Here is a 15,908-nt window from a genome sequence, read left to right on the forward strand (position 1 = left end):
AGTAGGAATAGAAATTTGAGTAAATGAAAAAGGAGCGAATGACTGGTGGGAGACATTACACATCGTTCGAATACGCGCCCTGTAAAAGTCGGGGATTTAACTATAGGTGGAAATAATGAACTTGTAATTCAAAGTATGACTACTACAAAAACACATGATGTAGAAGCAACAGTTGCTGAAATCATGCGACTTGAAGAAGCCGGATGCCAGATTGTCCGTGTAGCATGTCCTGATGAAAGAGCTGCTGATGCGATTCCTGAAATTAAAAAAAGAATTAATATTCCTTTAGTCGTAGATATTCATTTTGACTATAAGCTTGCATTAAAAGCAATTGAAGGCGGAGCAGATAAGATCAGAATCAACCCTGGTAATATCGGACGCCGTGAGAAAGTTGAAGCAGTTGTAAAAGCTGCTAAAGAGAAAAATATTCCGATCCGTATTGGAGTAAACGCAGGAAGCCTGGAAAGAAAGATCCTTGAGAAATACGGCTATCCGACTGCTGACGGTATGGTTGAAAGCGCGCTGCATCATATCAAGATTCTTGAAGACCTTGATTTCCATGACATTATTGTGTCAATGAAGGCGTCTGATGTAAATCTTGCGATTGAAGCTTATGAGAAAGCAGCTAAGGCATTTGATTACCCGCTGCATTTGGGTATTACTGAATCAGGTACCCTTTTTGCAGGAACTGTGAAGAGTGCTGCCGGTCTTGGAGCAATCTTAAGTAAAGGCATTGGTAATACACTTAGAATTTCACTTAGTGCAGATCCTGTAGAAGAAGTAAAAGTAGCAAGAGAATTGTTAAAGTCATTTGGTCTGGCATCAAATGCAGCAACACTCATTTCATGCCCTACCTGCGGAAGAATTGAGATTGACCTGATTTCAATTGCGAATGAAGTTGAAGAGTATATTTCAACGATCAAAGCACCACTGAAGGTTGCAGTACTCGGCTGTGCAGTAAATGGTCCTGGGGAAGCCCGTGAAGCGGATATCGGTATTGCAGGTGCCAGAGGCGAAGGTCTTCTCTTTATGAAAGGGAAAACTGTACGCAAAGTACCTGAGGAAACAATGGTTGAAGAACTTAAAGTTGAAATTGATAAGCTTGCTGAAGAGCACTACCGTAAGCAGGCTGAAGAAGCAGCGATGCAGAAATAACCCAATCCCGGCTTTTATGAGCCGGGATTTTTTTATAACAATGGATAAATGATGAGCCCTAGCAGCATGGCAATCAGCCCGATTGCAATTCCGATGCCTCCCGCTTTTGCCTCATCAGATCTTCTCGCAAGAAAACCTAAAATAATGGCTGCTGCTCCAAAAATTACCGGGGCAGTAAAAAATGCCAGAATCCCCAGAATAATCGACGCATATGCGAGCCAGATTCCCTTGTTTGTATTTTTGATTACACCGTCTCTTTTTCTTTCCGTATCTGCATACCATGATGGGCTGAATTGAGACAGTTCATTCCCTACCTCCGTATCATACTCCGTTTTAATAACTTCTTTATTTTTTTCTTCATTTTTCTCATCATTCAATCATATTCCCTCCTCCGGTTTCTTTCTTTAGCTTTAGCAATGCACATGAATCTATGTATAGAAAATTGTTTTTCTGTGTTATTGTATTGATAAAGAATGTAAAAAGGAGTCAATATAACATGCGCTTAGGAATTGACATAGATGGAACAGTAACCTGTCCCTCATCACTGATCCCGTACATTAACCGTGCATTTAACAGTCGTCTGACACTGGATGATATAAAGGAATATGATTTGACTAAGGCTTTGCCTGAAGTGCATCCCCAGACATTTTCAGATTGGTTTGAATCGTCAGAAGCGGAAATTTATGAAGCCTCTCCAATGAATGAGCAGGCCGATACTGTATTAAAGGATTTACAGTCATCCCACGAGCTCATTTATATCAGTGCAAGAGGCACTGAACATCATCATCTGACAAAAGAATGGTTTTACCGCCATAATATACATTTTGATAAGATCGTGTTAACAGGCTCTCATGATAAACTGACTGCAGTAAAAGATCATCATATTGACCTGTTCCTTGAGGACAAACACGATAATGCTGTGGATATTCATGAAGACACAGGAATTCCCGTTCTGCTGTTTGATGCCCCTTATAACAGAGCACCACATCCTGAAGGCGTCATTAGAATTTCTTCGTGGCATGAAGCAAAAATGTATATTCAGCAATTCGAAAAAAAGCTCAGTTCGCAAAAATAAGCGAACTGAGCTTTTCGTTTATTGGCATTCAGGACAGGTGCCGTATATCTCAAATTTGTGTCCCGATACATCATAGCCGCTCAAATTTTCATTTAAAGCTGACATTGGACACGTATGAATCTGTTTAGTCTTGCCACAGTCCAGACAAATAAAATGATGATGGTGATGTCCACTGTCACATACAAAACGGAAATGCTTTTCCCCTGACAATTCAGTTTCCTCAAGTATATTCAGTGAGACAAATGTAGAAAGATTCCTGTAAATTGTATCAAAGCTCAAGCCTTTATGATGCAGACTCATTTCTTCAAGGACTTCTTTAGCAGTCATATAACGGTCATGCTGATCAAACAGCTCGAGCATCATTTTCCTTTTACCTGTTTGCTTGTAGCCCTCTTGCTTTAATAACCCGATTGCTTCCTGAAGGTTCACATCTATCACCCCATTGTTATTTCTTTACAGCGAACCAATTACGATAACCAATTGCAGCGAGCAGGATCAATATAGATGACACGACAATTGTTCCACCTGGTGCAAGATCAAGATAAAATGCACTGATTAAACCAACGATTACTGCAATTTCCCCAAATAATATAGACAGTCCAATTGTTTGTTTAAATCCTTTGGATATTCTCATTGCAGCTGCTACTGGCAGTGTCATCAATGAAGAAACCAGCAGAATCCCGACAATTCTCATCGACGCCGCAATCACGAGCGCTGTCATCACCATGAAGATCAAATGAAGCGCTTTTGTAGATAACCCTGATGCTTTACCGAATTCCTCATCAAATGATAACAAAAACAGTTCTTTATATAATAACGATACTATAATCAGCACGATGATTGCGATCCCTGTGATCAGAAACAGATCGCTTCTGCCAACTGCACTGACACTTCCGAATAAATAACTGAATAAATCAGTGTTAAAGCCGTCAGCAAGTGAAATGAAAATAACCCCTACTCCGATCCCTCCTGATAACAGGATCGGAATCGCAAGCTCCTGGTAATGCTTATAGACGGCTCTAAGTCTTTCGATTAACAGTGAGCCTGCCACAGAGAAGCCCATTCCAAGCCATAACGGATTTAATCCGTTAAAAGCCACTACCGTTTTACTTAAGAACAGGCTGGCTGCAATGCCTGATAAGGTTACGTGACTCAGCGCATCAGCAATTAATGATAGCCTTCTGACAACAATGAATGCCCCAAGTAAAGGTGCAATCAGACCAATTAAAATACCTGCTGCAAATGCATTCTGTAAAAATTCATATCTTAAGATCGCTTCTAACATTTAATGCACCCCGTGACTGTGATCATGGTGAATGGTCTGAACATCATGCCCGTAAAATGCAGACAGTTCACGATCTTTAACCTGTTCAAAATCCGCTGCACTTCCGTGAAAATGTAACGTATTATTCAGACATGCTACATGTGTAATTTTATTTGAAACCGTGCCAGTATCATGTGTGACCAAAACAAGCGTAATACCAAGTTCAACATTCAGGCGTTCAAGCATATCATAAAATGTCTGAACGTTTTTTGCATCTACACCAACTGTCGGCTCATCGAGGATCAGTACCTCCGGCTGGCTGACGATCGCCCGTGCGATGAAAATCCGCTGCTGCTGACCGCCCGAGAGTTCACCAATATTTCTGTACACAAAATCCTGCATATCCACAGCTTTGATTGCTTCCATAATTTCAGCTTTATATTTCCGCTCAACTCTTTTAAACAACCCTGCTTTTTTTGTGAGTCCGCTTGCTACTACCTCATATACTGTGGCAGGAAATCCGGTATTAAAAGCGTTCGCTTTCTGAGAGACATAACCGATTTTTTCCCACTCTCTGAATTTATGAAGCGGCTGACCAAACAGCTTCACTTCACCTTCTCTTGCTTTAAGAAGGCCAAGAATTAATTTCAGCATTGTTGATTTACCAGATCCATTAGGCCCGACTACTGCCAGAAATGAACTTCTTGGAACGGCAAGGTTTATGTCAGTCAGTACCTGCTCCTGGTCATACCGGTAATAAACATGTTTAAGTTCTATGACATGATTGCTCATCGTGCCACCTCTTTCAAATTAGAATCGTTCCGATTTAACAATTCATTAGTATACACCTCTGAATCCACGATGTAAACGAATTTAGTCCCATTTTCTCCGGATCGCATAAAACAGTGGTGAATAAAGAATAAACCTGGAGGCGTTATGAAAAAATATCCGATTAATATTGAGTATCTTTTAACTGTTTCACCGGCAAAAATGCAGCTTTATCTGATCGCTGCAGGCATTTCTTTATCTGTACAGGAATGTACAAAAATGCAGGATCTCTTAAAAAGCAATATCCGCTGTATCCAGTCTCTGCCGCAGATTCTAAATGATGCTGAACAGATATTAGGTAAAAAAAGAACAAAAGAATTAATCACCAAAGCTACGTCATTTCTATAAACATTTAAAAAGGGCTGTCCGCAGACAGCCCTTTTTAAGCATTCCCTTTAATTTCATCAATTAATTGTTCGTTAAATGCTCTGTTTTGAAGCATTTGAATTTCATGTTTATAAGGGGCTTTCTTATCGTTCTTGTCTTCACCGACGTATGGTGTTTCAAGAATCTTTGGAATCTGTGAAAAAACCTCATGGTGAACGATCCGGTCCAGCGCATCATATCCAATATGGCCAAACCCGATATTTTCATGACGGTCTTTAGAAGCACCTTTTGGATTTTTACTATCGTTTACGTGAACAACTTTAATCCGGTCCAGCCCTACAATTCTATCAAACTGCTCTAACACACCGTCTAAATCATTCACAATATCATAACCCGCATCATGCACGTGACATGTATCAAAGCATACTGACAGCCTCTCGTTATGCGTGACGCCATCGATGATCTTTGCAAGTTCATCAAATGAACGGCCGCACTCAGAGCCTTTTCCAGCCATCGTTTCCAGAGCAACCTGAACAGTCTGATCTTTTGTCAGAACTTCATTCAGTCCCTCGATAATTCGTTCAATTCCCTTGTCTGCTCCTGCTCCTACATGGGCACCAGGATGCAATACAATCTGTTTCGCCCCAAGTGCAGCGGTTCTTTCTGTTTCAGACCTCAGGAAATTTACACCTAATTCAAATGTTTCCGGCTTCGTTGTATTAGCGATATTGATGATGTACGGTGCATGTACAACAATATCTTCAATCCCGTGCTCTTTCATATGCGCAAGGCCTGCTTCGATATTTAAATCTTCGATCGGCTTTCTTCTTGTATTCTGAGGGGCGCCTGTATAAATCATAAAAGTGGATGATCCGTATGACACCGCTTCTTCACTTGCTCCGAGAAGCATTTTCTTGCCGCCCATTGACACATGTGATCCGATTTTCAACATACTGATTTCCCCCAATCAACTATTATTTCTTCTATTTTTTCTGCGTTCTTTTTTCTTAATCTGCTCCATCTTATCGTTCATCTTTTTCTTATAGCCCGGTTTAACCTTTTTAGGTTTACGAACAAGTGATTTTGCTTTTTTATCTATTTCATTTTCGCCTTTTGGACGAGTTGACCGTTTATGCCGATCATTCAGGGTAACCCACTCACCGGCTTTTACTTCCTGGTGACTGAACTTAATACCCTTCTTTTCAATTTGTGCAAGTGCATCTTCATCAGATGTCTCATAAATTGTAATGGCTGTACCTGAGTGACCCGCACGTGCAGTTCTTCCTACACGATGGATGAAGAAATCAAGATCCTGCGGAAGTTCAAAGTTAATGATATGGCTGACACCCGGAATATCAATTCCCCGTGCAGCAAGATCAGTTGCAACAATGTACTGATATTCAAGGTCTCTGATCTGCTTCATCATTTTATTTCGCTCACGCGGTGAAAGACCCCCGTGAACACGTCCCGTTTTAAGACCTTTATTAAGAAGGTAATCAGCAACTTCATCCGCTTTGGATTTTGTATTGGTAAATACAATTGCCAGGTAAGGGTTAATCGCATTTAAAGTATCAAGCAGCACAGCCTCACGTGAACGGCTCTTTTGCGGCACAAGAATAAATTCAATGTTCTCTGCCTGAATCTGCTTTGGTTCAATATGGGCATATTGCGGGTTTTCCATGTATTTTTTCAGGAAAGGCTTTAGTTTTTCAGGAATTGTTGCTGAGAAAACATAAATGTTAAGATCCTCTTTCATTCGTGCAGCAATCTGATCCACATCTTCAATAAAGCCCATCTCAAGCATCAAGTCCGCTTCATCTATTACGATCGCTTTGGCAGTATACACCTGAAGTGCCTGTTCAGACACAAGATCATTAATTCTTCCAGGTGTCCCTACTACAATATGAGGCTGCTGCTTCAGCTTTTCAATTGCTCTTTGCTTATCAGTTCCACCTACAAACACTTTTGCCGTTAAAGCAGTATCCTCAATCAGAAACTTGACTTCATGATGAATTTGCTTTGCAAGTTCTCTAGTCGGCGCAGTAATCACGATCTGCACTTCTTGACGGTCAGGGTTTATCTGATTAATCAGTGGAAGCAGGTAAGAATGTGTTTTTCCGGTACCAGTCTGAGACTGCCCGATCGCACTCTGCCCGCGGTTAATCATTGGAATCATTTTCTCCTGAATAGCTGTCGGCGCATGAAATCCAAGTTTCTCAATTGCATCTATCAAAAATGGCTGGAAATTGTATTGTTTAAATGATGACATATACGTCACTCCTTCTATTCGCATCAAAACTTAATTATAGTCTTTTTTAATTAAAAAAGCTATGTATATCTGAACTCCTCCTGATTACGTTTCCCCATTCAGTGAAATTTTGCATATGATAACACTGTACAGGAGGTGTCATTTTATGTATCCTTATCGCCAATATCCCATCCCTTATCAGTTTGTACAGCCTGCATCCAAATCAACCGCTTTTTCTCTTGCATCCATTCAGAAATGGACCGGTACTGCCCAGCAGTTCATTAAAACCGCTAACCGCTACATGCCTTATGTTCAGCAATACGGACCAATGATCAAAAATTTTCCATCAATGTGGAAATTATACAAAGCATTTAATGAGTTAGATTCAGGTGATGAAAAAGAACAGAAGTCACATGATAAACCCAAACAGGTGGCAGTCCCTGATAAAGAACCTGAAAGAACAACATCCGAATCCATACCAAAGCTTTATATATAGCTTTTAATTGTTCCTGTACGTCTTCTGCTTTATACTGATTGTATAAAGTCTTACGTGCAGGAGGATTCTGATGAAGACACTTAAAATAACACCCCGCGGATATTGCTATGGTGTAGTAGACGCAATGGTGATTGCAAGAAATGCCGCAATGGATAAATCACTGCCCCGTCCAATTTATATTCTGGGCATGATCGTTCATAATAAACATGTGACTGATGCGTTTGAGGAAGAAGGTATTATTACGCTTGACGGTGAAAACCGTAAAGACATCCTTGAAAAGGTAAATGAAGGCACTGTTATTTTCACAGCTCACGGCGTCTCACCTGAAGTGAGAGAAATTGCCCGGCAAAAAGGGTTGATCTCCATTGATGCCACCTGTCCTGATGTAACAAGAACGCATGATCTGATCCGTCAGAAGAAAGCTGAAGGTTATCATATTGTGTATATCGGTATAAAAGGGCATCCCGAGCCTGAAGGCGCTGTTGGTGTTGCACCTGATGTCGTACATCTGGTTGAAAAACCTGAAGATGTAGAAGGACTTATAATTGATAACGATAAAATTATCGTGACAAATCAGACAACGATGAGTCAATGGGACGTAGCTGATGTCATGGTGAAAGTAAAAGAAAAATATCCACAGACTGAAGAGCATAAAGAAATCTGTATGGCCACACAGGTTCGTCAGGAAGCAGTAGCTGAGCAGGCCGGGGAAGCTGACCTGTTAATTGTAGTCGGTGACCCGATGAGTAACAATTCAAACAGACTTGCACAAGTATCAGAAGAAATTGCAGGTACACCTGCACACCGAGTAGCTGACGTATCAGAGATTAAACACGAATGGCTTTTAGGGTGTGAAACTGTAGCAGTGACTGCCGGTGCTTCCACACCAACGCCAATCGTTAAAGAAGTGATGAATTATATTAATCAGTTTGATCCGGATAATCCGGACACCTGGCTTGGCGAGAAAAATGTGCCTCTCGAAAAAATTCTGCCAAAAATTAAAACACCGACTAAACCTGAAACGATTCTGCCTTATACAAAATAAAAAGAGCTGCCGCGGCAGCTCTTTTTATTTGAATTTAAATGGTTCTGTTGAAAGCGCTGAAGGGATAAATTCAACATTCAACCCCTCATTTTGTGCTCGTTTATTTAACTCTTCTGCTAAACCTGACTTCATGATTTCTTCTACATGGTGCCCGGGATCAATGATTGAAATACCTGCAGCTTCTGCATCCTGTGCTGTATGGAAATCAACATCCCCGGTAATATATACATCCGCTCCTGCAAATTTAGCTATCTGGAAATACTTACCACCCATTCCACCTAACACAGCCGCTTTTTTAATTTTCTTTTCGGGGTTACCAGTTACTCTTAAAGCAGGGACATTTAATTGTTTTTTAACGTACTTTGTAAAATCACCAAGCGTTACAGGCTCCTTCAGCTTACCTACACGCCCAAGACCATAAGCTTCTCCCTCAATTGACTGAGTGAAAATATCGTAAGCAGGCTCTTCGTATGGGTGTGAAGACTTCAGCGCTTTTAAAATCGTTTTCTTATCTGAACTCAGAAAAATACTTTCTATCTTTACTTCTTTTACTTCTTCCACTGTTTCTCGCTCTCCAATAAATGGGTCGGCATTTGTGCCTGGTTTAAATCGTCCGGTGCCTTCAGATGTAAAAGTGCAGTCAGAATAGTCACCTATATTTCCGGCGCCAGCCGCGGTTATTGCTTCACGCACGGCTGTTGTATGTGATTCAGGTACAAATACAATGAGCTTTTTATATGCATCTTCATATGTTTTAACCAGCACCTGTGAATCCTGCAATTCAAGCGCTTTAGAAAGCATGTCATTTACCCCGCCCTTTGCAACATCTAGATTTGTATGTGCGGCAAAAATGGTGATATCATTTTTAATACATTTTTCTATGAGTGTGCCTGCGTTTGTTTCAAGATTGATTGATTTTAAAGGTCTGAATAGGAGCGGATGGTGAGCAATAATAAAGCTTGCACCCTTTTTAATTGCTTCATCAACCACCTCATGTGTAACATCAAGTGTTGTTAAAACCTTTGTTACTTTCCGGTTTAACGCACCTATCTGCAATCCGACAGGGTCCCCCTCCATTGCAAGTGCTTTGGGAGAAAACTGTTCGAGTAATTGTACTACCTGGTGTCCATTCACCTGTTCCACCTGATCGCCTCCTCAATCATGATAATTTTCTGTTCCAGCTGGTTTTTCTTTTCAGAAAGTGAAGGGCTTGCTTCCGCTCTCTCCATCTGGTTTTGAATTTTTTTAAGCTGGATTAATTCATTGGTCCATTTATCAATAAACACAGCAGATTTTTCTTTTAATAATACCGGTCCCAGCAGAAGCTCCTGTTGAGATAACGTTTGACGCTCACTAGATCGACCGGCAAGAATCACCTCATAAATTTTACGGTCTTCTTCTAATATTTTCTCGTCTTTTATCTCCCAGCCATTATCAAGCAGCCACTGTCTGATTGATATTGCGCTGATATTCGGCTGTAGAATCAGCTTTTGCACGCCTTCGAGTCTGTTTTTTCCGTTTTCAAGTATCTCACTGATTAAAGGACCACCCATACCGGCGATCGTGACAGTTGTGACTTCCCCTGGTGAAAGTACCGTTAACCCATTCCCTTTTCTTACTTCAACATGCTCAGTTAATTCATCTTCTTTTACCTGTTTTAAAGCTGATTGATAGGGTCCTTCCACAACTTCCCCTGCAATGGCGTTGCTGATTTTATTCGTCTTCACTAGATAACAGGGCAGATATGCATGGTCTGATCCGATGTCAGCGACTGTTTCACCCTCGCCGACAAAATCTGCCACTGTTTTTAATCTTTGTGATAATTGATTACTATTCATTTTTACACTTCCTTTGATATAACATTCGGTGCTGAATCGTTGTTTTATGATACCCGTCAGGAATGCTGAGGTAACGTCATTATTTCACAATCCATTTTACTCATGTCGAAAAAAAGAGGCAACCGTTACCCGGTCGCCTCTTCTATCTTTAAGTATAAAGCAGTTTATGCTGCATCTTCTTCAGAAGATTCTTCAGATCCTTCTTCAGCGTCTCCGCCCTCTTCTTCAGAGCCTTCCTCAGCGCCTTCTTCACCGCCGCCTTCAGCTCCAATTTCTGCTACCCATTCAGCCATTGCCTGTGCATTATCCTGTTCAACAAGACCAGCTGGCATTGAGCCTTGTCCGTTGACAAGAATATCTGCGATTTCATCTGTAGATAATCTTTCACCTACACCTGTAAGTTCAGGACCGGCACCGCCTTCATAGTTCTCACCATGACAGCTGATGCATGCGTTTTGATAATGTGCTTCTGGATCGAAGTCACCGCCTGATGCTTCTTCACCGCCGCCTTCTTCTTCTCCTGCCATTTCTTCTGAGTCATCAAGACCCTGAACTGACATAAAGAAAACGACACCAAAACCTAATACCATAATTAGTAAAAATGGAATAATCGGATTCTTATTCAATGGTTTACCCTCCCTTTTGACAAAAAATATGTAATTATCAACCCTATAATTGCAGGTATGAACAATTCATATTTTACTTTACTTTATGGGAATCGGAAAGACCCAATACTCAACTTTTCCCTTTTTGTCGCATTTTAGACACAAACAAAAAATATTTTTTAATATGCGCCTATTTCTCTTGATATCACCATTCTTTGAATTTCCGAAGTTCCTTCACCGATTTCGAGCAGTTTTGCATCACGCAGGTATCTTTCAACATGGTATTCTTTCATATAACCATATCCGCCGTGGATCTGAATTGCTTCATCACACACTTCCATACAAATCTCAGAAGCATATAATTTTGCCATCGAAGCCTCTTTCGTAAACTTCTTACCCTGGTCTTTTAACCAGGCTGCTTTGTAGGTCATTGTTCTTGCGAGTTCAATTTTCATTGCCATGTCAGCAAGCTTGAACTGAGTTGCCTGAAAAGATGAAATGCTTCTGCCAAACTGTTTACGTTCTTTCGAGTAACTGAGCGCTCGCTCGTATGCAGCCTGAGCAATTCCAACAGCCATGGCAGCTATTCCGATTCTTCCCCCGTCAAGCGTCATTAAGAACTGTCTGAACCCTTCACCCTTTTTACCGAGCAGGTTTTCTGCTGGTACTGACACTTCATCTAGTACAAGCTCAGTCGTGTTAGATGAATGAAGACCCATCTTTTCGTAATTATCAATGACTGTAAATCCTTCAGCATCTGTCGGGACAATGATCGCGCTGATCTCTTTTTTACCGTCTGTACTTCCTGTCACTGCAGTTATTGCAAGGAATTTTGCATAGCTCGCATTTGTAATATAGCTTTTGTTTCCGCTGATGGTATAATTTCCATTCTCTTCTTTAGCAGTCGTCTGTGTGCCTCCTGCATCAGATCCCGCATTAGGTTCAGTCAGTCCGAATGATCCGAACGATTCCCCTGAGCAGATCTTGGTCAGATACTTTTCTTTTTGTTCATTCGTTCCGAACATATTAATAGGCGCGCCACCGAGAGATATGTGCGCTGAGTAAGTAATACCGGTAGATCCACAGGCTCTGCTTAATTCTTCAGTAACGATTGCAAAGCTGGTTGTGTCTCCCCCTGCACCTCCATATTCCTCCGGAAACGGTAACCCCATCATCCCCAGTGATGACAGTTCCTTAAAGATTTCTTTAGGGAACTCCTTATGACGATCACGGTCCAATGCACCCGGTGCCACCTTTTCCTGTGAAAATTCCCTGATTGTCCGTTGAATCATCTGCTGTTCCTGTGTTAAATCAAAATTCATGTTGATCCCCCTTGTTTGAATGCGCTTACATTTCTATTATAAAAGAAAAGACTGAAAAGTCACAGTCTTATATTTTTTCAGTGTATTTAAAGATATAAAATAAGTAATACAATGGCTCCTATAGCGCCGGAAATCGTAAAATAATGCTGCCTGGCAAAAAAACCGCCAACTGCCCAGACTATGCACTGAATACCAATAATCAGATACAACATTTGCAGCTGACCTGAAAAATATGTACGCCATAATTCTACTGAAAATAATAAAACGATAAATGCAGCTATAATTCTGCTGAGTATTTTAATTACCGGAGATGTTCCAGGGTTAAAGCTTACGATCATCATTCCTACACTGATTAAAATCGAAATCAGCGCCTGAACGACCAGCGCAAGTTCACCGAAAATGAGTGCAATGACAGTAAAAATCCCCACTGCAAGTGAAACTCCGGACACAAGCCCATTACTTTTACTGTTCATATTGTTTGTTTCACCCTGCTCTTCAAACTCACCTTCACCACTCGTATACAGGTTCATCAAAAAGTCACAATAAGCATCAGGCAGGAGTTTATTCTGTTTCCAATAGTTGATTTCCTGTACGATCGTCTCTTTTCTCTTTTTATCCATTATATAACCTCCGCCACTATATATCTATGACTATACTGGAATAGATCAAGAAAAAAAAGTTAAAAAAAAAAGCTGGCAGCTGCCAGCTTTTTTTCTACTCTAAAAAGTCTTTAAGACGTTTGCTTCTGCTTGGGTGACGAAGTTTTCTTAAAGCTTTTGCTTCAATTTGACGGATACGTTCTCTCGTTACACCGAACACTTTACCTACTTCTTCAAGTGTGCGTGTACGACCGTCATCAAGGCCAAAGCGGAGTCTTAATACGTTTTCTTCTCGATCAGTCAGCGTATCCAATACATCTTCAAGCTGTTCTTTTAACAGTTCATAAGCTGCATGGTCTGACGGTGACTGAGCTTCTGAATCCTCAATAAAGTCTCCCAGATGCGAATCGTCTTCTTCACCGATCGGCGTTTCAAGTGAAACAGGTTCCTGTGCGATCTTCAGGATTTCTCTAACCTTTTCAGGTGTAAGGTCCATTTCCTCCGAGATTTCCTCAGGAGATGGCTCTCTGCCCAGATCCTGAAGAAGCTGACGTTGCACACGGATTAACTTATTAATTGTCTCAACCATGTGTACCGGTATACGGATTGTACGGGCCTGATCGGCAATTGCACGTGTGATCGCCTGTCTGATCCACCATGTAGCATACGTACTGAACTTGAATCCTTTTCTGTGATCAAACTTTTCCACAGCTTTAATAAGACCCATGTTACCTTCCTGAATTAAATCAAGAAATAACATACCTCTCCCAACATAACGCTTGGCTATACTGACTACCAGTCGCAGGTTTGCTTCAGCAAGGCGTCTTTTTGCTTCTTCATCGCCTTCTTCAATTCTTGTAGCAAGATTGATTTCTTCCTGAGCAGAAAGCAGGTCCACACGACCGATTTCCTTAAGGTACATTCTGACCGGGTCATTGATCTTAACGCCTGGTGGTACACTCAGGTCATTCAGATCAAATTCTTCTTCAGCTTCCTTACCAAGCTCAGTTACAGATGGGTCTGCATCGGCATTTTCTTTCATTACTTCAACACCCTGTTCACCAATCTGTTCATAAAATTCTTCAATTTGTTCTGTATCTAATTCAAACCCCGCAAGTTTTTCTGCAATATCCTCATAGGTAATCTCACCATTTTTCTTTGCTGCTTCGAGTAATTGTGCTTTTACCGATTCGAGTGTTGCTGTTTCAGGTTCTGTCTGCTTGGAACGTGTTGACTTCTCAGCCATTAGTCCCCCTCCTTCCAACTTCCTAACGATGTTGCCCCTTTAGAGCTTTCCACAGTTGAAAAATTTCCATTCCAAGAGCTGTGGCTGTTTTTATATCATTCATTTGTTCAGCTTGTTTTAATTCAGCCTCTTTTTGTCTAATTACATTTACTTGCCTGTATTTATTCAGTTCATTTATATAATCTGCTAATTCAGCTTTTGTTACTTCAGCATTTAATTCCAGCATTGTTAATTCAGTCGCTTTAGAACGTAAATGTCTGTCTGGAAGATACTCAATAAAAGCCCCCGGTTCAAGTGATCCGCCCTGCTCTACATATGCGAGAAGATATGTGTATATCGCCTGATAATCATCTGTTGGAAATGCCAGATCTTCCATTAGATCCTGCACTGAATAAGCTGTGTCATTTCCGGTCATCATATAGGCAAGGAGATATCTTTCCGCTCGTTGATATGCTTTAAATATCGAAGCTTTTTTGGAAGCCGGAATGACCGGTTCCTGACTCACTTGAACATCTTTTTTTGCAGGTAAATAAGTTTTGAGCTGCTCTTCAAGGGATGAAAAAGAAACACCCGTATCATCTGACAGCTGCTTTAAATAAAGTTCTTTCTCAACTGCGCTGCTTAAAGTTGAAACTTCAGGCAATACAGCATTAATGTAAGAGAGCCTCCCATCTTCTGATTGAAGATTCTTCCCGGACCGCAGATACCACATTTTAAAAGCCATCAGGGAAGATGCGTGCTGTATGATTTCATCTCTGAATTTTTTGGCCCCGAACTTCTGAATATAATCATCCGGGTCCATACCGTTAGGCAGCCTGGCTACCTTAACAGTCATACCGCTTGCATTCAATTCACCGGCAGCTTTAAATGCGGCTTCTGTACCTGCATTATCTCCATCGTAGCAGATTACAACCGTATCAGTGAGCCTTTTGATTTGCTGGATGTGCTGTTTAGTTAATGAAGTACCCATTGTTGCCACACCATTTGAAACGGTTTCTGATGCTGCAATGACATCTGCGAATCCTTCAAATAATACTGCAAATTTCTCTTTGCGAATCGGGCCTCTGGCTCTATGAAAATTAAAAAGCAGGCTGTTCTTTTGAAACAACGGTGATTCGGGACTGTTGAGGTATTTCGGTTCATTCTTATCAGGTGTGATGATTCTTCCCGAAAACCCTACCGTTCTGCCCTTGGCATCTTCGATTGGAAACATCACACGGTTTCTGAAACGGTCGAAATAAGTTCCATCATCACGCTTGATTAAAAGACCTGCTTCTTCCATCAGTGAAAGGTCAAAGCCTTTTTTTTCAAGAAGCTTGGATGCTGTTTCCCAGCCGGGTAATGACCAGCCGACTTTATAATGGTTAAGCTGTGATTCATTAAACCCCCGATCCAAAAGGTATTCAAGTGCTTCATGTCCTTCTTCTGTATTAATGAGTAAGTGATGAAACAGCTTTTCTAGAAGACTGATACCCTCAAGCTGGGCTTTTTCATTTGTGCTTGCCGGACTCACCTCAGCTTCTTCATTTGAGCTGAATTCAAACTGCACATCAGTCTTATCTCCAAGTGATGCGACTGCCTCATGAAAAGACATGCCGTTATGATCCATTAAGAATGTAAATACATTCCCACCCGCACCGCAGCCAAAGCAGTGAAAGATCTGTTTTTCAGGTGACACAGAAAAGGACGGGGAGTTTTCACCATGAAATGGGCAAAGCCCAAAATAGTTACGTCCCTGCTTTTTCAATTGAACGTATTCACTGATCACATCGACAATATCGGTGTTTAATCTGATTTGATCCACAACTTCTTCCGGTATTCTTTCTGGCACTTATTCACCACCAACTTAACTTGTGATAC

Annotated in this window: 18 protein-coding genes; 5 read left to right on the forward strand and 13 right to left on the reverse strand. The window is 41.1% G+C overall.

What is annotated here, in order from left to right; all coding sequences use genetic code 11:
- Positions 1-45: 45 nt before the first annotated feature.
- Positions 46-1,155: a flavodoxin-dependent (E)-4-hydroxy-3-methylbut-2-enyl-diphosphate synthase gene (gene ispG, locus LG330_RS11325; RefSeq protein WP_039809723.1), complete on the forward strand. Its 1,110-nt coding sequence runs from the start codon at positions 46-48 to the stop codon at positions 1,153-1,155.
- Positions 1,156-1,187: 32 nt separating this feature from the next.
- Here ispG and LG330_RS11330 read toward each other — a convergent pair whose 3' ends face one another.
- Positions 1,188-1,532, reverse strand: a complete 345-nt coding sequence (locus tag LG330_RS11330) for a hypothetical protein (protein WP_404403901.1) — start codon at positions 1,530-1,532, stop codon at positions 1,188-1,190.
- Between the two features lie 119 nt (positions 1,533-1,651).
- On the opposite strand from LG330_RS11330, the gene LG330_RS11335 reads away from it, so the two are divergent.
- Positions 1,652-2,230, forward strand: coding sequence for a 5' nucleotidase, NT5C type (locus LG330_RS11335; RefSeq protein ID WP_404403903.1), 579 nt, complete (start codon positions 1,652-1,654; stop codon positions 2,228-2,230).
- An 18-nt stretch (positions 2,231-2,248) separates the two neighbouring features.
- Here the strand turns inward: LG330_RS11335 and LG330_RS11340 are convergent, their stop codons facing one another.
- From LG330_RS11340 to LG330_RS11350, 3 genes are read right to left on the reverse strand one after another with little or no spacing between them, the layout of a single operon-like run.
- Entirely contained in the window at positions 2,249-2,659 is a 411-nt protein-coding gene (locus tag LG330_RS11340) for a Fur family transcriptional regulator (RefSeq protein ID WP_404403905.1), read from the reverse strand.
- 16 nt (positions 2,660-2,675) lie between these two features.
- The gene (locus LG330_RS11345) at positions 2,676-3,515 is read right to left on the reverse strand and encodes a metal ABC transporter permease (RefSeq protein WP_404403907.1); all 840 of its coding nucleotides are present in this window, start codon (positions 3,513-3,515) and stop codon (positions 2,676-2,678) included.
- Positions 3,516-4,286: a metal ABC transporter ATP-binding protein gene (locus LG330_RS11350; RefSeq protein WP_404403909.1), complete on the reverse strand. Its 771-nt coding sequence runs from the start codon at positions 4,284-4,286 to the stop codon at positions 3,516-3,518. It abuts the gene before it with no gap.
- 144 nt (positions 4,287-4,430) lie between these two features.
- On the opposite strand from LG330_RS11350, the gene LG330_RS11355 reads away from it, so the two are divergent.
- The gene (locus LG330_RS11355; protein ID WP_404403911.1) at positions 4,431-4,670 is read left to right on the forward strand and encodes a hypothetical protein; all 240 of its coding nucleotides are present in this window, start codon (positions 4,431-4,433) and stop codon (positions 4,668-4,670) included.
- Between the two features lie 34 nt (positions 4,671-4,704).
- Here LG330_RS11355 and LG330_RS11360 read toward each other — a convergent pair whose 3' ends face one another.
- A complete protein-coding gene (locus tag LG330_RS11360; protein ID WP_404403913.1) occupies positions 4,705-5,601 on the reverse strand; it encodes a deoxyribonuclease IV in 897 nt (298 codons plus the stop codon).
- Between the two features lie 15 nt (positions 5,602-5,616).
- Positions 5,617-6,918, reverse strand: a complete 1,302-nt coding sequence (locus LG330_RS11365; protein ID WP_404403915.1) for a DEAD/DEAH box helicase — start codon at positions 6,916-6,918, stop codon at positions 5,617-5,619.
- A gap of 145 nt (positions 6,919-7,063) precedes the next feature.
- On the opposite strand from LG330_RS11365, the gene vrrA reads away from it, so the two are divergent.
- Positions 7,064-7,393: a VrrA/YqfQ family protein gene (vrrA, locus tag LG330_RS11370; RefSeq protein WP_404403917.1), complete on the forward strand. Its 330-nt coding sequence runs from the start codon at positions 7,064-7,066 to the stop codon at positions 7,391-7,393.
- 70 nt (positions 7,394-7,463) lie between these two features.
- Positions 7,464-8,438 (forward strand): 4-hydroxy-3-methylbut-2-enyl diphosphate reductase, encoded by a 975-nt coding sequence (locus LG330_RS11375; protein WP_404403919.1) that lies wholly within the window; start codon positions 7,464-7,466, stop codon positions 8,436-8,438.
- A gap of 24 nt (positions 8,439-8,462) precedes the next feature.
- Here the strand turns inward: LG330_RS11375 and LG330_RS11380 are convergent, their stop codons facing one another.
- From LG330_RS11380 to dnaG, 7 genes are all read right to left on the reverse strand, one after another.
- Positions 8,463-9,581: a Nif3-like dinuclear metal center hexameric protein gene (locus LG330_RS11380; protein ID WP_404403921.1), complete on the reverse strand. Its 1,119-nt coding sequence runs from the start codon at positions 9,579-9,581 to the stop codon at positions 8,463-8,465.
- Positions 9,569-10,276 carry a tRNA (adenine(22)-N(1))-methyltransferase gene (locus LG330_RS11385; RefSeq protein WP_404403923.1) on the reverse strand — a complete coding sequence of 236 codons (708 nt, stop codon included), beginning with the start codon at positions 10,274-10,276 and terminating at the stop codon, positions 9,569-9,571. Before LG330_RS11385 ends, LG330_RS11380 begins: the two co-directional genes overlap by 13 nt.
- A 164-nt stretch (positions 10,277-10,440) precedes the next feature.
- Positions 10,441-10,902: a cytochrome c550 gene (gene cccA, locus LG330_RS11390; RefSeq protein WP_404403925.1), complete on the reverse strand. Its 462-nt coding sequence runs from the start codon at positions 10,900-10,902 to the stop codon at positions 10,441-10,443.
- Between the two features lie 158 nt (positions 10,903-11,060).
- Entirely contained in the window at positions 11,061-12,203 is a 1,143-nt protein-coding gene (locus LG330_RS11395; RefSeq protein ID WP_404403927.1) for an acyl-CoA dehydrogenase family protein, read from the reverse strand.
- A gap of 86 nt (positions 12,204-12,289) precedes the next feature.
- On the reverse strand, positions 12,290-12,823 hold the full coding sequence (locus tag LG330_RS11400) for a hypothetical protein (RefSeq protein WP_404403929.1): 534 nt from the start codon (positions 12,821-12,823) through the stop codon (positions 12,290-12,292).
- A 94-nt stretch (positions 12,824-12,917) separates the two neighbouring features.
- Positions 12,918-14,048 (reverse strand): RNA polymerase sigma factor RpoD, encoded by a 1,131-nt coding sequence (rpoD, locus tag LG330_RS11405; protein WP_404403931.1) that lies wholly within the window; start codon positions 14,046-14,048, stop codon positions 12,918-12,920.
- A gap of 22 nt (positions 14,049-14,070) precedes the next feature.
- Positions 14,071-15,879 (reverse strand): DNA primase, encoded by a 1,809-nt coding sequence (gene dnaG, locus LG330_RS11410; protein WP_404403933.1) that lies wholly within the window; start codon positions 15,877-15,879, stop codon positions 14,071-14,073.
- Between the last annotated feature and the right edge of the window lie 29 nt (positions 15,880-15,908).

Source organism: Jeotgalibacillus malaysiensis, assembly GCF_044789845.1.
Lineage (GTDB): Bacteria > Bacillota > Bacilli > Bacillales > Jeotgalibacillaceae > Jeotgalibacillus > Jeotgalibacillus malaysiensis_A.